At 62.4% G+C, this 20701-nt stretch carries 17 protein-coding genes and 2 pseudogenes; 3 read left to right on the top strand and 16 right to left on the bottom strand.

Annotated features, from left to right (window positions below):
* Nucleotides 1-167: 167 nt before the first annotated feature.
* Entirely contained in the window at nucleotides 168-2798 is a 2631-nt protein-coding gene (gene ppc / locus EPZ47_RS05615; protein ID WP_135843890.1) for a phosphoenolpyruvate carboxylase, read from the bottom strand.
* Nucleotides 2799-2991: 193 nt separating this feature from the next.
* Here ppc and EPZ47_RS05610 point away from each other — a divergent pair, with 193 nt between their 5' ends.
* From EPZ47_RS05610 to lptF, 3 genes are all read left to right on the top strand, one after another.
* Nucleotides 2992-3336 (top strand): hypothetical protein, encoded by a 345-nt coding sequence (locus EPZ47_RS05610; protein ID WP_025212083.1) that lies wholly within the window; start codon nucleotides 2992-2994, stop codon nucleotides 3334-3336.
* Between the two features lie 276 nt (nucleotides 3337-3612).
* Complete coding sequence (locus tag EPZ47_RS05605) at nucleotides 3613-4026, top strand: DUF4398 domain-containing protein (RefSeq protein WP_003198164.1); 414 nt, start codon at nucleotides 3613-3615, stop codon at nucleotides 4024-4026.
* A gap of 51 nt (nucleotides 4027-4077) precedes the next feature.
* Nucleotides 4078-4866 (top strand): lipotoxin F family OmpA-related lipoprotein LptF, encoded by a 789-nt coding sequence (gene lptF, locus EPZ47_RS05600; protein WP_135847953.1) that lies wholly within the window; start codon nucleotides 4078-4080, stop codon nucleotides 4864-4866.
* Between the two features lie 180 nt (nucleotides 4867-5046).
* Here lptF and EPZ47_RS05595 read toward each other — a convergent pair whose 3' ends face one another.
* The 15 genes and pseudogenes from EPZ47_RS05595 to EPZ47_RS30735 form a co-directional block, all read right to left on the bottom strand.
* On the bottom strand, nucleotides 5047-5376 hold the full coding sequence (locus tag EPZ47_RS05595; RefSeq protein ID WP_135843889.1) for a PA3694 family proteiin: 330 nt from the start codon (nucleotides 5374-5376) through the stop codon (nucleotides 5047-5049).
* Entirely contained in the window at nucleotides 5373-6278 is a 906-nt protein-coding gene (locus EPZ47_RS05590; protein WP_135843888.1) for an alpha/beta hydrolase, read from the bottom strand. The genes EPZ47_RS05595 and EPZ47_RS05590 overlap by 4 nt, the downstream gene beginning before the upstream one ends.
* A 151-nt stretch (nucleotides 6279-6429) precedes the next feature.
* Nucleotides 6430-7707, bottom strand: coding sequence for a flavohemoglobin expression-modulating QEGLA motif protein (locus tag EPZ47_RS05585; RefSeq protein ID WP_135843887.1), 1278 nt, complete (start codon nucleotides 7705-7707; stop codon nucleotides 6430-6432).
* 36 nt (nucleotides 7708-7743) lie between these two features.
* Entirely contained in the window at nucleotides 7744-8298 is a 555-nt protein-coding gene (locus EPZ47_RS05580) for a hypothetical protein (protein ID WP_135843886.1), read from the bottom strand.
* Nucleotides 8299-8449: 151 nt separating this feature from the next.
* Nucleotides 8450-9166 (bottom strand): TetR/AcrR family transcriptional regulator, encoded by a 717-nt coding sequence (locus tag EPZ47_RS05575; RefSeq protein ID WP_135843885.1) that lies wholly within the window; start codon nucleotides 9164-9166, stop codon nucleotides 8450-8452.
* Between the two features lie 101 nt (nucleotides 9167-9267).
* Nucleotides 9268-10770: a lysine--tRNA ligase gene (gene lysS / locus EPZ47_RS05570; protein WP_135843884.1), complete on the bottom strand. Its 1503-nt coding sequence runs from the start codon at nucleotides 10768-10770 to the stop codon at nucleotides 9268-9270.
* A 110-nt stretch (nucleotides 10771-10880) separates the two neighbouring features.
* Nucleotides 10881-11976 (bottom strand): peptide chain release factor 2 gene (gene prfB / locus EPZ47_RS05565; RefSeq protein WP_135843883.1). Its coding sequence is split into 2 segments (ribosomal slippage): nucleotides 10881-11903 and nucleotides 11905-11976, totalling 1095 coding nucleotides; the frame shifts between segments, so codons are not numbered across the junction.
* Between the two features lie 158 nt (nucleotides 11977-12134).
* Nucleotides 12135-13136, bottom strand: coding sequence for a diguanylate cyclase domain-containing protein (locus EPZ47_RS05560; RefSeq protein WP_135843882.1), 1002 nt, complete (start codon nucleotides 13134-13136; stop codon nucleotides 12135-12137).
* Between the two features lie 45 nt (nucleotides 13137-13181).
* Nucleotides 13182-14192 carry a chemotaxis response regulator protein-glutamate methylesterase gene (gene cheB / locus EPZ47_RS05555; protein ID WP_135843881.1) on the bottom strand — a complete coding sequence of 337 codons (1011 nt, stop codon included), beginning with the start codon at nucleotides 14190-14192 and terminating at the stop codon, nucleotides 13182-13184.
* Nucleotides 14189-16447, bottom strand: coding sequence for a hybrid sensor histidine kinase/response regulator (locus EPZ47_RS05550; RefSeq protein ID WP_135843880.1), 2259 nt, complete (start codon nucleotides 16445-16447; stop codon nucleotides 14189-14191). Before EPZ47_RS05550 ends, cheB begins: the two co-directional genes overlap by 4 nt.
* Complete coding sequence (locus tag EPZ47_RS05545; RefSeq protein ID WP_135843879.1) at nucleotides 16444-17115, bottom strand: chemotaxis protein CheW; 672 nt, start codon at nucleotides 17113-17115, stop codon at nucleotides 16444-16446. The genes EPZ47_RS05550 and EPZ47_RS05545 overlap by 4 nt, the downstream gene beginning before the upstream one ends.
* On the bottom strand, nucleotides 17112-18374 hold the full coding sequence (locus EPZ47_RS05540) for a CheR family methyltransferase (protein WP_135843878.1): 1263 nt from the start codon (nucleotides 18372-18374) through the stop codon (nucleotides 17112-17114). Before EPZ47_RS05540 ends, EPZ47_RS05545 begins: the two co-directional genes overlap by 4 nt.
* Complete coding sequence (locus EPZ47_RS05535) at nucleotides 18371-18907, bottom strand: chemotaxis protein CheW (protein ID WP_135843877.1); 537 nt, start codon at nucleotides 18905-18907, stop codon at nucleotides 18371-18373. The genes EPZ47_RS05540 and EPZ47_RS05535 overlap by 4 nt, the downstream gene beginning before the upstream one ends.
* Nucleotides 18907-20085, bottom strand: a pseudogene (locus EPZ47_RS05530) (methyl-accepting chemotaxis protein); the annotation flags it as partial. The gene EPZ47_RS05535 and the pseudogene EPZ47_RS05530, both read right to left, overlap by 1 nt.
* Nucleotides 20062-20469: pseudogene (locus EPZ47_RS30735) on the bottom strand (MCP four helix bundle domain-containing protein); the annotation flags it as partial. The pseudogenes EPZ47_RS05530 and EPZ47_RS30735, both read right to left, overlap by 24 nt.
* Between the last annotated feature and the right edge of the window lie 232 nt (nucleotides 20470-20701).

Genomic DNA, 20701 nt, shown 5'->3' with positions numbered 1-20701 from the left:
CCACACAAGCCGCCGAAAGTCGAAGAAACCCGCGCCCGATGCGACCTTCGCAGGAGGTGGCGAGAGGCGCAACCGGGCCACGAACTCTCGCCTGGCCGAACACTCCTCTCCCCTCCCAGACCGCGCCCAGGGACTTCGGGCGAGCCGTTTCGGCGCGCTGCCTAACCTTAGCCGGTATTGCGCAAACCGGCGGCAATCCCCGCCACAGACACCAGCAACGCCTGTTCCACGGGGCTGCCCTGGGCAACCTCCTGCTGCCGCGAACGTGCCAGCAGTTCGGCCTGCAACAGGTGCAGCGGGTCGAGGTAGGTGTTGCGCAGGCGAATGAATTCCAAGGTATCTGGGCTATGTGCCAGTAGCTGCGACTGACCGGTCAACCCCAGGACTACCGAACACGCCTGCGACAATAGGTCGCGTAAATGCGCACCCAAAGGTAACAGCCCAGGCTCGACCAAACGTTCATCGTAGGAACGCGCAATGTCGGCGTCAGCCTTGGCCAGTACCATCTCCAGCATGTCGATGCGGGTCCGGAAGAACGGCCATTGCTCGCGCATCTGCCCCAGCAGTTCGCCTTCGCCGCGCTCCAGGGCCTTGCCCAGGGCGGTTTCCCAGCCAAGCCAGGCCGGCAACATCAAGCGGGTCTGGGTCCAACCGAAAATCCACGGGATCGCCCGCAAGCTTTCGATACCGCCGGCCCGGCGCTTGGCCGGCCGACTGCCCAAAGGCAGGCGCCCCAGTTCCTGCTCCGGCGTGGATTGGCGGAAGTACTCGACGAACTGCGGGTTTTCCCGCACCACGGCGCGATAGGCGCTGACGCCGTCGGCGGCCAGTTCATCCATCAAATGTCGCCACTGGGGCGTGGGCGGCGGCGGTGGCAGCAAGGTCGCTTCAAGCACTGCGGCGAGATACAGATTGAGGTTCTGTTCGGCGATGTCCGGTAGGCCGAATTTGAAACGAATCATTTCACCCTGTTCTGTGGTGCGGAAACGTCCGGCCACCGAGCCCGGCGGTTGGGACAGGATCGCCGCGTGAGCCGGACCGCCGCCGCGGCCCACGGTGCCACCGCGACCGTGGAACAACAGCAGTTCGACTTGCTGCTCGCGGCAGATGTCCACCAGCCGTTCCTGGGCGCGGTATTGCGCCCAGGCTGCCGCCGTGGTCCCGGCGTCCTTGGCCGAATCGGAATAGCCGATCATCACTTCCTGGGGCCCTTGCAGCCGTGAGCGATAGCCCGGCAGCAGTAACAACCGCTCGATCACCGGCCCGGCGTTGTCCAGGTCGGCCAGGGTTTCGAACAGCGGCACCACCCGCATCGGCCGCAACACACCGGATTCTTTCAACAGCAGTTGCACCGCCAGTACATCGGAGGCCGCGCCGGCCATGGAGATCACGTACGACCCCAGGGACGCCGCCGGTGCCGCCGCCACTTCCCGGCAGGTGGCCAGGACTTCCGCCGTATCGGCCGACGGTTTGAAATGGGCGGGTAACAGCGGACGCCGGTTGTTCAGCTCGCCCAGCAAGAAGCTGATGCGCTGCTCCTCGCTCCAATCCTCATAGCGCCCCAGGCCCAGGTAGTCGGTGATTTCGGTCATGGCAGCGCTATGGCGCGTCGAGTCCTGGCGCACATCGAGGCGCACCAGGAACAGCCCGAAGGTCACCGCCCGGCGCAGGCAATCGAGCAACGGCCCGTCGGCAATCACGCCCATGCCGCATTCGTGCAGGGAGTGGTAGCACAGCTCCAAGGGGTCCAGCAGTTCGCGGTTGTTCTGCAACACCTCGGCGGGCGCGGGTGTGCTGGCGCTCAAGGACGCGTGGGCCCAGTTGCGGGTGGCGCGCAGGCGTTCACGCAATTGCTTGAGTACCGCGCGATAGGGCTCGGCGCTATCGCCTGCCTGGGCACGCAAGGCCTCGCTGGCGTGTTGCATCGACAGCTCGGCGGCCAGGTGGTCAACGTCACGCAGGTACAGGTCCGCCGCCATCCAGCGCGCCAGCAACAGCACCTCGCGGGTAACCGTGGCGGTGACATTCGGGTTGCCGTCACGGTCACCGCCCATCCACGAGGCAAAACGAATCGGCGCGGCTTCCAGCGGCAAGCGCAACCCGGTGGCGGCGTGCAACGCCTGGTCAGCCTTGCGCAGGTAATTGGGAATGGCTTGCCACAGCGAATGCTCGATCACCGCAAAGCCCCATTTGGCTTCATCCACGGGGGTCGGTCGGGTGCGGCGGATTTCTTCGGTGTGCCAGGCTTCGGCGATCAGTCGTTGCAGGCGCTCGTGGATCTGCGCGCGCTCGGCGCTGGTCAGGTCACGGTGGTCCTGGGCTGCCAGTTGCGCGGCGATGGCATCGTATTTCTGGATCAGCGTGCGGCGGGCCACTTCAGTCGGGTGAGCCGTGAGCACCAGTTCGATCTCCAGGCGGCCCAATTGCCGCGCCAGGGACTCGGCGCCATGGCCTTCGGCGCGCAACCGGGCAAGCAGTTCCGGCAACACCCGCGCCTCGAACGGTGCCGGCTGCGACTCTTCGCGACGGTGGATAAGTTGGTATTGCTCAGCGATGTTGGCCAGGTTGAGGAACTGGTTGAACGCCCGCGCCACGGGCAGCAGTTCGTCCTCGCTCAACTGGTTGAGGCTGGCGCTGAGCTCGGCGTCCACGGAGCCGCGTCGGTCAGCCTTGGCACCCTTGCGGATCTGCTCGATCTTGTCGAGAAACGTGTCCCCGTACTGTTCGCGGATGGTATTGCCCAGCAGCTCGCCGAGCAGGTGGACATCCTCGCGCAAGCGGGCATCGATATCGGTCATCAGCAGTTCTCCAGCAAAAAGGTCCGCACAGCGATCGGGTTAGACGCAGGAAATAGAGAGTGCCGATGCCAGTCGTTTCTGACAAGCGACGAAGGGACTTTAAACCTTACGGGACAAAGCTAGTCTCATAAATAAGCCACACAACGGCTTGCCACTCACCGCGCCTGCTACGAGCAGGCCTATTGAGGCCATTATGAAAATTCGTGAGCTCGCCCAGCATTGGGAAGAAAACGCCAAGGGTCGCCTGACCCAGACTGGCTACACGATTCACCTGGACGTGGAAGCCGCCGCCCGACTGGCAGCGATCTGCGACATGTACCCCAAGCGCCACCCCGAAGAGCTGTTGGGCGAGCTGATCGGCGCGGCGCTGGAAGAGCTGGAAGCGAGCTTCCCGTACATCAAGGGTTCGCAGGTGGTGGCCACCGATGAAGAAGGTGACCCACTGTATGAAGACGTCGGCCCGACCCCGCGATTTCTCGCCTTGTCCCGCCGTCATCTGCACGAACTGTCCTCGCAGAACGACAAGTCCAAACACTGATTTCCCCATCCCATAGAGCGACATCCCGGCACTGCTCAGTGCCGGGAATACCGCTGCGCGCCTTGAAAGTTCAGCTTTTTTACAACTGACCGATCAGTCAGTAATTCTTTTGGCGATTGGCCATCTTCTCTGAACTTTTGAAAAACGTCTCGGGTCACACCGAGTAACCATACTGGAACAGTCGTTTAAATAAACGCGCCCTGGCGCCAGCGCCAAAACAGACGTCACAGCTTCGGTCCCAGCATGGATTCGTTGTTTTTTTTCAGGAGTTTTCCAATGGAGTTGAAGCCTATGAATACCTGCACTGCCAAACCCTCATCCACAGGCCTGCGTGGCCTGAAGTTGGCTGCCCTGGCTATCGGTAGCAGCTTCATCCTGGCCGGCTGCGCCGGCAATCCACCGTCGGAGCAATACGCGGTGACCCAATCGGCGGTCAACAGCGCCGTCAGCGCCGGCGGTACCGAATTCGCGGCTGTGGAAATGAAGTCGGCCCAGGACAAGCTCAAACAGGCCGAGATCGCCATGCACGACAAGAAATACGACGAAGCCAAGCGTTTGGCCGAACAGGCCGAGTGGGATGCCCGCGTCGCCGAGCGTAAGGCGCAGGCCGCCAAGGCCGAACAAGCACTCAAGGACTCCCAGAAAGGGGTCCAGGAACTGCGTCAGGAAGGCATGAACAAGGTTCAGTAGACCGTTCGCGCCACGACGTAATTCTCATTGATAAAAGGACGACAGACTATGATGCACAAACACTTGATGATGCCCGCCCTGCTCGCTGCCTGCGTAGCGCTGGCCGCTTGCTCCACCGACCCGAACGCGAACCTGGAACAGGCCCGTACCAACTACACCGGCCTGCAGGCTGATCCGGCGGCAACCAAAGTCGCCGCCCTGGAAACCAAAGACGCCGCCGACTTCCTGGCCAAGGCCGACAAGGCCTACATGGACAAGGAAGACGAAGCCAAGGTTGACCAGTTGGCCTACCTGACCAACCAGCGCGTTGAAGTGGCCAAGCAGACCATCGCCCTGCGCAACGCCGAAGCGGGACTGAAAAACGCCGGTGACGAACGTGCCCGCGCCTTGCTCGATGCGCGTAATGCGCAGATCAAGCAACTGCAGGACAGCCTGAACGCCAAGCAGACCGAACGCGGCACCCTGGTGACCTTCGGTGACGTGCTGTTCGCCACCAACAAATCCGACCTGCGCGCCAGCGGCATGACGAATGTGAGCAAACTGGCGCAGTTCCTCCAGGAAAACCCGGACCGCAAGGTGATCATCGAAGGCTACACCGACAGCACCGGTTCGGATTCCTACAACCAGTCGCTGTCCGAGCGTCGCGCCGGCTCCGTACAACTCGCGCTGGTGAAAATGGGGGTCGATCCGGCCCGCATCGTGACCCAGGGTTACGGCAAGGAATTCGCCGTGGCAGACAACAACAGCGTCTCGGGCCGTGCCATGAACCGTCGGGTGGAAGTGACCATTTCCAACGACAACCAGCCCGTCGCCCCGCGTTCGACCATGAGCGCCAATTGATCGGTTGAGTGCAACTGAAAAGCCCCGCCTGAGTTAATCGGGCGGGGCTTTTTTATCGGCCAACACATTTCCCTTGTGGGAGCGGGCTTGCTCGCGAAAGCGTCGGGTCTGCTACCTATACGGTGACTGACACACCGCCTTCGCGAGCAAGCCCGCTCCCCCACACTCATATCATCAGCGTTACGGCTGAAGCTTCTGCGGCGTCTCCTGCCCCATGCAGCGCACCGCACGCTTCTTCTCGTTGATCAGCACGCCGGTCAGGCCTTTCTGTTCGGTGTCGAACAACACCAGCACGCCGTCGATGCACTGGGCCACCTGCGGCGCCGGCTCCAGGGCGACTTTGTAGTCTTCGCCCGGCACGGTCTTGAGCATGGTGAATTGGTTGAGCAGCAGGGCGTCCTCAGGCTTGGCGAAGTGCAGGTAACCGTAGTACCAGAGCACTCCAACGGTGCCGAGGATGCTGCAGATACCGGTGATGATCAGGGGGATGGCGTTACGTTCTTCGCTCATTGCGGGCTCTCTGAAAATTCAACAGGTGATTTCGGATAATTCGGGACTTCGCCCAGGCGGCGCAGGCCGTCAAAGTGCTGGGGGTCGTCGAGGTAGCGCAGCATCACCGTGCGCCAGACCGGGTCGGCGAACGTCTGCACATGCCCACCACGGGTCAGTTGCAGGACTCGGGGTGGCGGCGCAGCTTGATACAGACGGATGCCATTGGAAAGGGGCACGATGGGGTCGTCCAGGCTGTGGTAGATCAATTTCGGCACACCGGTCAATTGCGCCACCGAGCCGATTGCGCTGTCACCGTCCGGCACCAGCCAGGACAACGGTACCTGCAACGGCCAGGTCAGCCACGACGTACTCAGGGCGAAACGCCCGACGTCGCGATAACTGGCGGGCACGCCATCGAGCACCAGTGCCTTGAGCTGCTGCTGGCGCTGCGGATGTTCGACCAGATAATGCACCGCCAGCGCGCCGCCCAGGCTCTGGCCGAGCAGCACCAGCGGTTTGCCCTGGACCTCGGGCGACTGGTCGAGCCATTTGAACGCCGCGTCGACGTCCTGGTAGATCGCCGGCAGGCTCGGCTCGCCTTCGGAGAGGCCGTAGCCGCGGTAGTCGACCATCAACACCTGATAACCCTGCTCCGGCAACCACCAACTGCCGCCCAGGTGCCAGGCCAGGTTGCCGCCGTTGCCGTGCAAATGCAGCACCGTGCCCTTGACCGCCACGCCTGGCTTGACCGGCAGCCACCAGCCGTGGAGCTTGAGGCCGTCGGCCGTGACCAGGGTGACGTCACGATAATCGAGCCTGGCCCGCTCCGGGGTGAAAGGCAGGCCGGGCTCGGGGTAGAACAGCAGCGAGCTGCAACCGCTCAGGGCCAGCAGCAGGCATACGATGCCGAGGGTTCGCATCCGGTGAAACCTCGCAAAAATCAGGGTTGGATCACAGTCCCCTGTGGGAGCGGGCTTGCTCGCGAAGGCGTCGTATCAGTCACCTATACAGTGACGGGTACACCGCTTTCGCGAGCAAGCCCACTCCCACATTTGTTGGACAGTGTGGTGCTTAAAGGATATTGGAATAATCCGCTTCGATCCGGTCCAGGCTCAGATGGTTCAGGAAGTTGGAGAAACACATCCAGGCCGACAGCGCGTTCATGTCGCGGAACTGCTCGGGCAGGTACTTGGGCGGCACGACCAGGCCTTCGTCCACCAGTTGCCGCAGGGTGCGCATGTCCTCAAGCGTGGTCTTGCCGCAGAACAGCAACGGCACCTGTTCCAGCTTGCCCTTGCGCACGGCCAACTGAATGTAGTTGTAAACCATGATAAAGCCCTTGAGGTAGGACAAGTCTTTGGTGAATGGCAGACCAGTCGGCACCGAGCCACGGAAAACCCGACTGGCGTTGCCATAGCTTTCGGCCATTTCAAAACCTTGCTCGCGGAAGAACTCGAAGATCTGCAGGAAATCGGCACCCTCCTCGACCATATGAATGGCGCGGGTGCGGTTGGTAAGTTTGCGCAGGCGGCTGGGGTAGGAGGCGAAGGTGATGATTTCCATCAGGATCGCCAGGCCTTCCTGGGTCACGGTGGACGAGGGCGGGCCCTTGGACAGGAAGGTGCAGATCGGCTGGTTCAAGCCGTTGAGGGTGGTGCCAACGTGTACCAGCCCTTCGTGGACTTCCAGGGCCCGCACGTCGCGGTCGTTGAACATCGCATCGGTGCGGATTTTGATGTAGTCCGCACCCGCCGCCGCATCGGCCACAATCCCATCGGACTCGAACACCCGGATGGTTTCCTCGGCTTCACCAAAAACCCGGTTGAGGCGATGTTGCAACAGGCTGACGGCGTCCTTGGCGGTAAGAATCTTCGGCTCGTCCTTCAGGTCGCCACGGCCATCGATGTTGTTCAGGTAGTCGGACAGCATCAGGCCCAAGTCCGCCAGGGTCGGGTCGCCAGCATGAAAGGCGTCGGAAGCCGCGCCGTACAACTCCTGGGAAATCAGCCCGAAATCCTCGGTGCCGCGTGCTTCGAGCATGCGCACCACCATGCGGTATTCCTTGCACATGCGGCGCATGATCTGCCCAACCGGGTTGAACTGGCCGAGCTGGCGGGTGATGTCACGCTCGATGTTCTGGAACTCCAGCTTCACCTTGCTGGAATCGAAGGACAGCGGTCGGTTGAGGTAATAGTCGCGGTCCACGGCGGGCATTTCCTTGCCCTTGGCCTTGAGAAACCCTTTGCGGATGCTGTCATCCCATTTCACCGCGTCGAGAATGCGAATCGGCGTTTGCGCCAGCACAATGCGATCGGACAAGGTGCGTATCGTCTGCTGGTAATCGTCCACCCGGAACTCCTGTGAAAAAACGTCCGCTTGTTGCAGTTATTGGGATTTGTCCAGCCGCTGGTAGCGCACGGCCTCCGAGAACACATCGGAATTGGCCGGGTCGTCGAGGTAGCTGAAAACCTTGCTCATGTCGCTGTCCACCAACACGCCGTCACCTTCCTCGCTCTGGTTTGGCTCGCCACTGAGGATTTTCTGACCGATGGCCTGGTTGACCTGTTCCAGGTCCAGGTTGTAGACCACCAGTTCCTGCTTGTCGGTCAACTCGAACCCGGCGATCACATAATGTCCGCCATACCGGGCCGGCACCTTGGCTGACAGGTACCAACGGCTGCCATGACGGGAAACGGTCAGGGGGATGGCTTCGCGCTCCTGGGGCCGGGCCCTGAAATAGCTGATCGCCTGATAGCGGTGCTTGCCGATCTCGGCCAGCTCCAGGTTCAACGGTTCACCCCAGGCGTTGGTGCTGGTCCAATGGCCGAGCAGGCCCTTGGGCGCGGCTTCGCTATCAGGCAACGGCGCCTTGAAGGACACCAGACAACCACTGAGCAACAGCAACGACACGGCCAATACAACGGCACGCCAGGCTTTCATTGGAACTCCCTATGGCACAGGTCGCCTTGCTTTTGTGGCGAGGGAGCTTGCTCCCGCTGGGCTGCGCAGCGGCCCCCTTTTTTGGTGAGCGCTGCGCGCTCAAGCGGGAGCAAGCTCCCTCGCTACAAGGGCTGTGGTGAACCCATCGGGGTTACACCGACGCCAATACCAGGTGCATGTAGCGGGTCAGGATGCCGAGCATTTCTTGCGCTGCTACCGGCTCGGCGCCATTGAGCAAGCCCTGATATTCCATCCGACCGATAATCGCCGTCAACACTTTGGCATCCTGTTGCGGTTCGCGGGAACCCAATACCTGGAAAAACTGACACGTACCGTGCAGCAGGATCTGCTGGTGGGAGCGCACCAGCTCTGCCAGGCGCGGGTTGAGCAGCGCCTCCTGGCGGAACGCCTGTTCGGCCATCAGGTACTCGCGGCGACTGTCCAATTGATGCTGCACGTAATCGGCGGTCAGCCGGGCAATGTCGTCGGCCAGCTGCGAACGGGATTCGGCGCTGCCGTCGCCGTAGGCGACCATTTCCCGCAGCAGGCCTTCATTGTTGGTCCACAGTTTGGCCATGAACGCCGCGCTGCGTTCCACGTATTGGGCGAAGGTATCGGTGAGCAGGTCATCGATGTCCTTGAAATAATAAGTGGTGGCCGACAGCGGCACGCCTGCTTCGGCGGCCACGGCACGGTGGCGCACCGCACGCACGCCATCACGCACCACAATGCGCATGGCTGCGTCGAGAATCTCCTGGCGGCGCTGTTCACTGCCCTGTCGGCTGGCCTTGCGGCCCTGGTACTGAACACTTTCAGCGACAGCAGTGGCGACGCCCGCTGCACCTTCTGGAGCCATTGCACGATTCACGACAGGTCTATCCTCGCTATTTCAATAGTAACCAATTGATACGTTTGTACCAGACAGGCAATAAAAAGCCGCCCTTCCAGGCGGCTTTTTATTTGAAACATTTACGCTTGAGGCCGCATGTGCGGGAAGAGGATCACATCCCGGATCGACGGTGAGTTGGTCAACAACATCACCAGGCGATCGATGCCAATACCCTCGCCCGCCGTCGGCGGCATGCCATATTCAAGAGCCCGCACAAAGTCGGCATCGTAGTGCATGGCTTCATCGTCGCCGGCGTCCTTGTCGGCCACCTGGGCCATGAAACGCTCGGCCTGGTCTTCGGCATCGTTGAGCTCGGAGTAGGCGTTGGCGATTTCACGGCCACCGATGAACAGCTCGAAACGGTCGGTGACGCTTGGGTTCTCGTCATTACGACGAGCCAGTGGCGACACTTCAAACGGGTACTGGGTGATGAAGTGCGGCTGTTCCAGCTTGTGCTCGACCAGCTCCTCGAAAATCATCACTTGCAGCTTGCCCAGGCCTTCGAAGCCGAGCACCTTGGCACCGGCCTTCTTGGCGATGGCACGGGCCTTGTCGATGTCGTTCAGATCATCGGCGGTCAGTTCAGGGTTGTACTTGAGGATCGAGTCGAACACCGACAGGCGCACGAACGGCTCGCCGAAGTGGAACACCTTGTCGCCATAAGGCACGTCGGTGCTACCCAGGATCAACTGCGCCAGCTCGCGGAACAGTTCCTCGGTCAGGTCCATGTTGTCTTCGTAGTCGGCGTAGGCCTGGTAGAACTCGAGCATGGTGAACTCGGGGTTGTGCCGGGTCGAAACGCCTTCGTTACGGAAGTTGCGGTTGATCTCGAACACCTTCTCGAACCCGCCAACCACCAGGCGCTTGAGGTACAGCTCCGGGGCGATACGCAGGAACATTTCCATGTCCAGGGCGTTGTGGTGAGTCTCGAACGGCTTGGCCGCCGCACCGCCAGGGATGGTCTGCAGCATCGGCGTCTCGACTTCAAGGAAGTCACGCTTCATCAGGAAGCTGCGGATGTGGGCGATGACTTGCGAGCGCACGCGGAACGTCTGGCGCACTTCTTCGTTGACGATCAGGTCAACGTAGCGCTGGCGATAGCGCTGCTCGGTGTCGGTCAGGCCGTGGTGCTTGTCCGGCAGCGGGCGCAGGGATTTGGTCAGCAGGCGCACGCTGGTCATTTCGACGTACAGGTCGCCCTTGCCGGAACGGGCCAGGGTGCCTTCGGTGGCGATGATGTCGCCCAGGTCCCAGGTCTTGACGGCGGCCAGGGTTTCTTCCGGCAGGGTCTTGCGGTTGACGTAGACCTGGATGCGCCCGGTCATGTCCTGGATCACCATGAACGAACCACGGTTGAGCATGATACGACCGGCCACCTTGACGGGAATCGCCGCCTCGGCCAGCTCTTCCTTGGTCTTGTCCGCGTACGTCTTCTGCAGGGCGTCGCAGTAGGCGTCGCGGCGGAAGTCGTTGGGGAAGGCCTGGCCCTTGGCGCGCTCGGCAGCAAGCTTTTCCTTGCGCAGGGCGATCAGGGAGTTTTCTTCCTGTTGCAGGGCTTGCGGGTCGAGTTCTAGGTCGCTCATGTCTTTAATGATTCCATCACAGGTTCGTTGCCCCCGGCCCCGGGGCCGGAGTTTGCGGACAAGCCTCGCTCCTGAGTGGAAGCGTGCCTGCCCGCCGCATGGGTATCGCGTTACAGGCCTTGCTTGAGGCTCGCCACCAGGTATTCGTCGATGTCGCCATCGAGCACCTTGTCGCAGTCGCTGCGTTCGATGCTGGTGCGCAGGTCCTTGATCCGCGAGGCGTCGAGTACGTACGAACGGATCTGATGACCCCAGCCGATGTCCGACTTGGTGTCTTCCAGGGCCTGGGACGCCGCGTTGCGCTTCTGCACTTCCTGCTCGTACAAACGGGCCCGCAGCATTTTCATCGCGGTGTCTTTGTTGGCGTGCTGGGAGCGCTCGTTCTGGCAACTGACCACGGTGTTGGTCGGTACGTGGGTAATCCGTACGGCCGAATCGGTGGTGTTAACGTGCTGGCCACCGGCCCCGGAGGAACGGTAGGTATCGATGCGCAGGTCCGACGGGTTGATGTCGATTTCGATGTTGTCATCGATTTCCGGCGAAACGAACACCGCCGAGAACGAGGTGTGGCGACGGTTGCCGGAATCGAACGGGCTCTTGCGCACCAGGCGGTGCACGCCGATCTCGGTACGCAGCCAGCCAAAGGCGTATTCGCCCTTGATGTGCACGGTGGCGCCCTTGATCCCGGCGACTTCACCGGCCGACAGTTCCATGATGGTCGCGTCGAAACCGCGTTTGTCGGCCCAGCGCAGGTACATGCGCAGCAGGATGTTGGCCCAGTCCTGGGCCTCGGTGCCGCCGGAACCGGCCTGGATGTCCAGGTAGGCGTTGTTCATGTCCATCTCGCCGCTGAACATGCGACGGAACTCGAGTTTGGCCAAGGCCTCCTCGAGACGTGTCAGCTCGGCGACGACATCGCCGACCGCGCCTTCATCGTTTTCTTCGACGGCCATGTCCAACAGGTCGCGGCAGTCGGCCAGGCCGCTGGACATTTCGTCCAGGGTCTCGACGATCTGCGCCAGCGCAGCGCGCTCGCGGCCCAGTTCCTGGGCATAGGACGGGTTGTTCCAGACATTCGGATCTTCAAGCTCGCGATTGACTTCGGTCAGACGCTCATGCTTTTGATCGTAGTCAAAGATACCCCCGAATAGTTTCGGAGCGCTCGGACAGGTCCTTGATGGTGTTCAGGATCGGGTTGATTTCCATGGCGGGCAGCACTCGTTGGCGAACTTTTGAAAGCCGGCGAGTATAACGTAATCAAACGCCAGCGGCAGCCCGCCTGGCGGCTTTAGGGGGGAATGAGGTTCAGGAGGGATTCTGCACAATACCCCTCGCCACAAAAGCATCCCTCCCAGCGCGACAAATTATTCGAAACCCACCCGATTACGCCCATTGTGCTTGGCCATGTACAACCCCTTATCCGCCGCCGAAATCAGCTGCCGGCAATCACTGCCCGGCTGAGGGGTGAGAGTCGCGACGCCGACGCTGATGGTCAGGCTTGCTCCGTCGTCGGGAGTGGTGTGGGGGATTTTCAGGGCAACGACGCTCTGGCGCAGCTTTTCCGCCATCAGCCGCGCGCCGCCAGCCGAGGTGCTGGGCAAGACCAGGGCGAACTCCTCACCGCCGTAACGAGCCGGCAGGTCGGACGGGCGACTGCATGCATCACGGATCGCCGTGGCAACCTTGCGCAGGGCTTCGTCGCCCTCCAGATGACCAAAGTTGTCGTTATAGGACTTGAAGTAATCCACGTCGATCATCAACAGCGACAGTTGGCTCTGATCGCGCATCGCCCTGCGCCACTCCAGCTCCAGGTACTCATCGAAATGCCGGCGGTTTGACAGCCCGGTCAGGCCGTCGGAGTTCATCAGCCGTTGCAGCACCAGGTTGGTGTCGAGCAGTTGCTGCTGGCTGACCCGCAGGGCGCGATAGGCCGCATCGCGCTGCAACAGCATCATGTAGGAGCGCGAGTGATAACGGATGCGCGCCACCAGCTCGATGTTGTCCGGCAATTTGACCAGGTAGTCGTTGGCCCCGGCAGCGAACGCCGCGCTCTTGACCAGCGGGTCCTCCTTGGTGGACAGGACAATGATCGGAATATCACGAGTGGCCGGATTGTTGCGGTATTCACGCACCAGGTTCAGGCCGTCGAGGCCGGGCATCACCAGATCCTGAAGAATCACCGTTGGCTTGATGCGAACAGCGTGAGCGATGGCCTGGTGAGGGTCGGAGCAGAAGTGGAAGTCAATGTTGTCTTCATTCGACAGCCCGCGTCGCACCGCCTCGCCGATCATCGCCTGGTCGTCGACCAGCAGGACCATGGCGGCGTTCTCATCATTCTTGAAATCGTCGAGCTGTAAATCATTCATGGGGGCTTACCTGAGTAAGGCTTGGGGCCAAGAGGCTGAGGTTCGTCATTGGCTAAAAATCTCCACCAACCGGGGTGCTATTTTGTCCAGCGCAAGAACCTGCGCGGCCGCATCAATGGCGGCCGCTGCTTTGGGCATGCCGTAGACGGCGCTGCTCTGCTGGTCCTGGGCGATGGTCACACAGCCCTGCTGACGCAAGAGTTTAAGCCCTTGCGCACCGTCGCGGCCCATGCCGGTGAGCAAAACGCCCACCGCATCACCGCTCCAGAAGTGGGCGACACTTTCGAAAAACACGTCGATGGAAGGCCGATAGATCTCGTTCACCGGCTCGGCGGTATAAGCCAGGGTGCCGTCTTTCAACAAACGCAGATGGTGATTGGTCCCGGCCAGCAACACCGTGCCGCTTTGCGGCGTCTCGCCGTGCAGCGCCAGGCGGACCTTGTGGCCCGACGCACCGCTCAGCCACTCGGCCATGCCGGCGGCAAATACTTCGTCCACATGCTGGACCAACACAATGGCCGGGGCAAAGTCACGGGGTAACGCCTTTAGCAGCACCTCCAACGCGGCCGGCCCACCCGCCGACGAGCCGATGGCCACCAGGCTTTTGCGCGACACCGAAGCACGCTGGGCCGCCGGAGCGGATCGCTCACGGTTGCCACGCTCGCCGATCAGCCAACCAATGTTGGTGATCTTGCGCAGCAACGGCGCCGCCGCGTCCGCGGGATTGCCCACGCCCAAGGCCGGCGTATCGACCACATCCAGCGCGCCGTGCCCCATCGCTTCGAACACCCGGTGGACGTTCTGCTGGCTGTCACCGGTGACAATCACAATGGCGCATGGGGTCTGGGCCATGATCCGCCGGGTAGCCTCCACACCATCCATGATCGGCATGAACAGGTCCATCAGGATCAGGTCCGGGGTGTATTCGGCACAGCGTTGTACCGCCTCGGCCCCGTTGGCGGCCACCCAGACCAATTGATGCGCCGGCTCGAACGCCAGTGCACGGCGCAAGGCTTCGACCGCCAGGGGCATGTCATTGACGATGGCGATCTTCAAACGCGGGCTCCTCCGATCAGTTCGACCACGGCGTCGAGTAACGCGTCATCGTGGAAACTCGCCTTGGCTAGATAATAGTCGGCTCCGGCGTCCAGGCCACGGCGGCGATCTTCTTCGCGATCCTTGTAGGACACCACCATTACCGGCAGCGATTGCAAGCGGTTGTCGCGCCGCAGCAGCGACACCAGCTCGATACCGTCCATGCGCGGCATGTCGATGTCGGTGATCAGCAGGTCAAAGTCTTCCGAACGCAAGGCATTCCAGCCGTCCATGCCGTCCACCGCTACCGCTACGTCGTAGCCGCGATTGAGCAGCAGCTTGCGTTGCAACTCGCGCACGGTGAGGGAGTCGTCCACCACCAGGATCCGCTTGCGCGCGGCCTGGGTCTGGTTCTGGCGGGCAATGCGCTCCAGGCGCCCGGTGTCGAGCAGCTTGTCCACCGAGCGCAGCAGGTCTTCGACATCGACAATCAACACCACTGAGCCATCGTCGAGCAAGGCCCCGGCCGAAATGTCCTGGACCTTGCCCAGGCGTTCGTCGAGGGGCAACACCACCAGGGTCCGCTCGCCGATGAACCGTTCCACCGCCACGCCGTAAACCGCTTCGCGTTCGCGGATCACCACCACCTTGAGGGTCTGGCCGCTGTTCTGCGTGGCCGGGCGATTGAGCAACTGGCTGGCGGCAACCAGCCCCACATGCCGGCCTTCATGCCAGAAATGCTGGCGGCCTTCGACCTGCACGATGTCCTCCGGCGCCAAGTCGCACATGCGCTCGATGTGGGCCAGGGGAAAGGCATAGGCTTCGTCGCCGACTTCCACCACCAGGCTACGCACCACCGAGAGCGTCAACGGCACCTCGAGGTGAAAACGGCTGCCCTGGCCCGCCGTCTGCTCCAGCACCACCGCGCCGCGCAACTGCCGGACCATGTGCTGGACAGCGTCCAGGCCGACGCCGCGCCCGGACACTTCGGTGACTTTGTCGCGCAGGCTGAAACCGGGCAGGAACAGGAAGGTCAGCAGTTCCTCTTCGCTCAAACTGGCAGCGGTTTGCTCAGGGGAAAGGCCGCGCGCGACGATACTGCGGCGCACCCGTTCCAGGTCCACGCCGGCGCCATCATCCGCCAGTTCCAGCACCAACAGACCGGCCTGATGGGAGGCGCGCAGACGGATCAGGCCTTCGGCAGGTTTGCCCGCCAGCACCCGCAGCTCCGGCGTTTCGATGCCGTGGTCCACGGCGTTGCGCAGCAGGTGAGTCAGCGGCGCCTCGAGCTTTTCCAGCACGTCGCGGTCGACCTGGGTTTTCTCGCCTTCAATCTCCAGGCGTACCTGCTTGCCCAGGCTGCGGCCCAAGTCCCGGACCATCCGCGCCTGTCCCGAGAGTACATCGGCGAATGGGCGCATTCGACAGGCCAACGCCGTGTCGTACAGCACCTGCGCCCGCTGGCTGGCCTGCCAGGCAAACTCGTCCAGTTCGGCGTGCTTTTGCGCCAGCAATTGCTGGGTTTCAGCCAGCAGGCGCCGGGCATCGCCCAGGGCTTCCTGGGCCTGCAGGCTGAGGGCATGATCCTTGAGGTGCAAATTCAACGCCTCCAGGGCACGCAAGCCGTTGCTCTGCTGGCGCTTGAGCCGCTGCATCGTCGCCAGCCAGGGCTTGAGGCGCTGGGTTTCCACCAGGGATTTGCTCGACAGGTCCAGCAGGCTGTTGAGGCGTTCAGCCGTGACTCGCAGGACCCGCTCGCCACCTTCGGTGACCCGCTTGGTTTTAGGGGCCGGTTCCATTGGCACGGCCGGCTCGGGTTCCGGCAGTTCGACGCGGGATGGTTCGACAGGTCTATCGACTATTGGCGCCGCCGGGGTCTGCGCCGCATTGGGATCGAGCAAACGCCCCATCAACGCCACATAGGCGTCGACGTCCGAGGTGCCGATCGTGTTGCCCGGTGTAGCGATGCGTGTCAACAGGTCGGTGCCTTGCAGCAAGGCGTCGATGTGTTCGGCGCTCAAGACCAACCGGCGCTCCTGGGCGCTGACCAGGCAATCTTCCATCACGTGGGCCACGCTGACGCCGGCGTCCACTCCGACGATCCGCGCCGCGCCCTTGAGGGAATGGGCCGCGCGCATGCACGACTCAAGGTGATCGGCCTGGGTCGGATCGCGCTCCAGGGCCAACAGGCCGGCGCTGAGCACTTGAGTCTGGGCTTCGGCTTCCAGGCTGAACAACTCCAGCAACGAGGCATCGCGCATCTGATCGGGGGTCATGACAGGCTCCGGGTCACGGCGGACAGCAACTGTTCTTCGTCCAGCCAGCGCAGGCTGCGCCCCTTGTACTGCAATACGCCACGGGTGTATTTGCCCGCCGATTGCGAAGCGCTCTCGAGGATGCGTTCGTCGATGGCGTGGATGCCGTCCACTTCATCCACCGGTACCACGACAGGCCCGCCCTTGGCCGCGACAATCAACATGCGCGGCATGACCCGTGCGCCAGGAACCGCTGCCCCGCCGGGTTCCAGGTCCAGCAGCTCTACCAGCGACAGGCAGGCCACCAATGCCCCCCGTACATTCGCCACGCCCAGCAAGGCCCGCGAACGCTGGTGGGGCAGCGAATGGATCGGTTGCAACGGCGCCACCTCCACCAGGCTACGGGTGGCCAAGGCCAGCCACTCTTCGCCCAGGCGGAACATCAACAACGAGCGAGTGACGACATCGCTGTCCAACGGCGCAATGGCCAGGTCTCGGTCGTCGTGCGGCAAGGCATAGCGGTCGAGCAGCCGGGTGGCGGCACGCGAGTACACCGAGCAGTTGCGACAGTGGATATGCTCGGCAAGCAACGGACAGGATTTGTCGCCATGCACGCCAATGCGATTCCAGCAGTCGTCGATGGCCTGGGCATCGTCATGGGTGACGTTGTAAAAAACCGAACCGCTCATCGTTTACGCTCACTGTCTGCTGCGCGCCCGCTACGGGCGGCGCGTTCCTGCAATCGACGGGCTCCGGCCGCGTCTCCCTGGGAAGCCAGCAGCGCCGCCAGATGCACCAGGGCCTCGGCGTGTTGCGGTTCAAGATAAAGCGCCTTGCGATAAAAACCCTGGGCTTCAAGCGCACTGCCGGCCATGTCGCTGAGCAGGCCCAACCAGTAGAACACCTGGGCCTTGGGCTCGTGGCTGCGCAAGTACTGCTCGCAGGCAGCGCGGGCCTCGGCGCTTTTGCCACTGTTGGCCAGGGCGGCGATATTGGCCAGCAACGTGGTGGCGTCGCTGCCTTTGGGCTCGACAATCGGCGACACGCCGCCGGCAAACGGCCGAGGCCGGGGTGCGGGGGGCACGACCCGGTGCGGCTGACGCACGGGCAGCGGAGTCGGTATCAAGGTTGGCAACGGTTGTGGCTCGGGCGCGCCTTGACGGCTGAAGGCAAACGACTGGGCAATCCCGATCGAGCGCATGCCCAGCCGCCCCAACAAACTGCCCTCGGCGGGGCCGATAAACAGCACGCCGTCCTGATGGGTCAGGCGCTTGAGCACCTCGAACACCTGCTGCTGGGTTGGCTGGTCGAAATAGATCAGCAAGTTGCGGCAGAACACAAAATCGTAGGGTGCCTCGTTCACCAGCAAGGCCGGATCCAGCAGGTTGCCCACTTGCAGGCGTACCTGTTCGCGTACCCGCTCGCTGAGGCGATACCCCTCCTCTTCGGCGTCGAAATGGCGCTCGCGAAAAACAAGGTCTGCGCCACGAAACGAATTCTTGCCGTAGCGCGCTGCCTTGGCCCGCGAAACCGACAGCGGGCTGACGTCCAGCCCATCGACCTTGAATTGATGAGGCCCAAGCCCCGCGTCAAGCAAGGCCATGGCGATGGAGTAGGGTTCTTCGCCGGTGGAGCACGGCAAGCTGAGGATGCGCAACGCACGCAGGTGCTTAATCTCGGCCAGGCGCTTGACGGCCAGTTTGGCCAGGGTCGCGAAGGATTCGGGATAACGGAAGAACCAGGTCTCCGGGACGATCACCGCCTCGATCAGCGCTTGCTGTTCCTGGGCCGAGTGTTGCAGGCATTGCCAGTACTCATCAGCGGTTCGCCCTGGCGTGGCACTGATGCGTTGGCGCAGCGCGCGCTCGATGATCGCGGTGCCGACGGAGGTGACATCCAGGCCAATACGCTCCTTGAGGAAGTCGAAAAAACGCTGGTCGTTGTTCATGGCCGGACCTCGAGGTCATCAAGGTTCAACGGCGGCGTGGGAAACAACACGGCGCGCACCGACTCGTCGAGCAGGTCATTGACCCGCACCCATTGCAGCAACCCCTGGGCGTCTTCGCGCACCGGGCCCAGGTACGGCGCCTGACGGTTTTCCAGGCCATAGGGCTGGAAATCCGCGGGATCGCAGCGCAGGGTATCGGTGGCCTGCTCAAGAATCAGCCCCAGCACCTGCGCCGCTTGCTGTGGGTCGGGTCGGTAGTTCACCAGCACCAACCGCGTACTGGTACGGGCCTCGGCGCTGTGGCCGAAGGTCAGGGTACACAGGTCGATCACCGGCACCACCGTCGCGCGCCAGGCAAACACCCCCGCCACCCACGCAGGTGCCCGGGCAATGGGCTTGAGGGGCAGGCGCGGCAGCACTTCCACCACATCGATGGCCTGCAGGGCGTAGCGCTCGTTACCGATGCAAAACACCAGGAACAGGGTTTGGCGGGCCGCTGGCGCGGCGCCACGCCTGGTCTCGAATTCGCCCATCAGACTTTGAAACGCGAAACGCCACTGCGCAGCCCAACGGCCACCTGGCTCAGTTCGTCAATGGCCGAACTGGCCTGGCGCAGGGATTCGACCGTCTGGCTGCTGGCATCGCCCAGTTGCACCAAGGCGTGGTTGATCTGCTCGGCACCGGTGGCCTGGGCCTGCATGCCCTCGTTGACCATCAATACCCGCGGCGCCAGTGCCTGGACCTGGTGGATGATCTGCGACAGCTGCTCGCCGATCTGTTGCACCTCGGCCATGCCACGACGCACTTCCTCGGAGAACTTGTCCATGCCCATCACCCCGGCCGACACGGCAGACTGGATCTCGCGCACCATCTGCTCGATGTCGTAGGTGGCCACCGCGGTCTGGTCGGCCAGGCGCCGCACTTCGGTGGCGACCACGGCGAAACCACGGCCGTACTCACCGGCTTTCTCGGCCTCGATAGCGGCGTTGAGGGACAGCAGGTTGGTCTGGTCGGCCACTTTGACGATGGTCACCACCACTTGGTTGATGTTGCCGGCCTTCTCGTTGAGGATCGCCAACTTGGCGTTCACCAGGTCGGCTGCGCCCATCACCGAATGCATGGTTTCTTCCATGCGCGCCAGGCCTTGCTGCCCGGAGCCGGCAGCCACCGAGGCCTGGTCGGCGGCGGTGGAGACTTCGGTCATGGTGCGCACCAGGTCCCGGGACGTGGCGGCAATCTCTCGAGACGTCGCGCCGATTTCGGTGGTGGTGGCGGCAGTTTCGGTGGCCGTGGCCTGTTGCTGGCGCGAGGTCGCAGCAATCTCCGTCACCGAGGTGGTGACCTGCACCGACGAGCGCTGGGCCTGGGACACCAACGATGTCAGCTCGGCCATCATGTCGTTGAAGCCGGTTTCCACCGCACCGAATTCATCTTTGCGTGCAAGATTCAGGCGCCCGCTCAGATCGCCGCTGCGCATGATCTCGAGGATTTCCACGATGCGGTTCATCGGCGCCATGATCGCGCGCATCAGCAGCAACCCACAGAGTAAGGCGACGATCAACGCGACGAGAAACGCCAGGCCCATGGCCACTTTGGCCGCCGTTACCGCGTCGCCAATAGTCCCGGTGGCTTGTTCCGCCAACTCGCGATTGCGCTCGATGATTTGGTTCAAGTGCCCACGACCTCCCACCCATGCAGGCGTCAGCTCTTTGTCCAGCGCCAGCCGCGCGCCCTCATAATCCTTGCGCTGATACAGGTCCAGGACCTTCGCCATAGCCAGGTTGAACGCTTGGTGATTGGCCTCGAACTCATCGAAAGAAGCCTGGTCGGCCGGGTCCTGGATCAGCTTTTGATAGTTCTGGATCTCCTCGCGCAGATGCTTCTCGAAGCCCTGGTAGCGGGCCTTGTCCTCGGCGGTGATTTCCCGGTTCCCCGAGAGACCGACGATCTGTTGGGTCAAGACGTAGCTGTCGACCCAGCCGCCACGAATCATGGAGCTGAAGTACACCCCCGGCACCGCATCGGCCCGAACCTTTTCTTCACTGTCCTGGATCTTCAGCAAGCGCGAATACGAGACAACCACCATCAGCAACATGATGGCGATGATCACCGCAAAACTCGCCAGGATGCGTTGGCGCAACGTCCAGTTCTTCACAGTAAAACCTCGGGGCCTTTGAAATGCTGGGGAGTATAGCCGAGGGTGGTGTGGCATCTGTAAGGCGGGATGGAGTGATTTTGGCGCGGCCGAGGCTCGCTGTTTTCTCAAGATGAGCAATACCCCCTGTGGGAGCGAGCTTGCTCGCGATAGCGGTGCATCAGCCAACGAT

The organism is Pseudomonas viciae, from assembly GCF_004786035.1.
In the GTDB taxonomy this organism is placed as follows: domain Bacteria; phylum Pseudomonadota; class Gammaproteobacteria; order Pseudomonadales; family Pseudomonadaceae; genus Aquipseudomonas; species Aquipseudomonas viciae.
This window is presented reverse-complemented; position numbering and strand designations above follow the sequence as displayed.

Excerpts from the sequence above, each read along its gene's own strand:
- EPZ47_RS05610 (WP_025212083.1), top strand. The coding sequence starts at position 2,992 with ATGAAAATTCGTGAGCTCGCCCAGCATTGGGAAGAAAACGCCAAGGGT.
- EPZ47_RS05550 (WP_135843880.1), bottom strand. The coding sequence starts at position 16,447 with ATGACCCCCGATCAGATGCGCGATGCCTCGTTGCTGGAGTTGTTCAGC.
- EPZ47_RS05560 (WP_135843882.1), bottom strand. The coding sequence starts at position 13,136 with ATGAATGATTTACAGCTCGACGATTTCAAGAATGATGAGAACGCCGCC.
- lysS (WP_135843884.1), bottom strand. The coding sequence starts at position 10,770 with ATGAGCGACCTAGAACTCGACCCGCAAGCCCTGCAACAGGAAGAAAAC.
- EPZ47_RS05595 (WP_135843889.1), bottom strand. The coding sequence starts at position 5,376 with ATGAGCGAAGAACGTAACGCCATCCCCCTGATCATCACCGGTATCTGC.
- lptF (WP_135847953.1), top strand. The coding sequence starts at position 4,078 with ATGCACAAACACTTGATGATGCCCGCCCTGCTCGCTGCCTGCGTAGCG.
- EPZ47_RS05535 (WP_135843877.1), bottom strand. The coding sequence starts at position 18,907 with ATGGGCGAATTCGAGACCAGGCGTGGCGCCGCGCCAGCGGCCCGCCAA.
- ppc (WP_135843890.1), bottom strand. The coding sequence starts at position 2,798 with ATGACCGATATCGATGCCCGCTTGCGCGAGGATGTCCACCTGCTCGGC.
- EPZ47_RS05545 (WP_135843879.1), bottom strand. The coding sequence starts at position 17,115 with ATGAGCGGTTCGGTTTTTTACAACGTCACCCATGACGATGCCCAGGCC.
- EPZ47_RS05540 (WP_135843878.1), bottom strand. The coding sequence starts at position 18,374 with ATGAACAACGACCAGCGTTTTTTCGACTTCCTCAAGGAGCGTATTGGC.
- EPZ47_RS05580 (WP_135843886.1), bottom strand. The coding sequence starts at position 8,298 with ATGAAAGCCTGGCGTGCCGTTGTATTGGCCGTGTCGTTGCTGTTGCTC.
- EPZ47_RS05605 (WP_003198164.1), top strand. The coding sequence starts at position 3,613 with ATGGAGTTGAAGCCTATGAATACCTGCACTGCCAAACCCTCATCCACA.
- EPZ47_RS05590 (WP_135843888.1), bottom strand. The coding sequence starts at position 6,278 with ATGCGAACCCTCGGCATCGTATGCCTGCTGCTGGCCCTGAGCGGTTGC.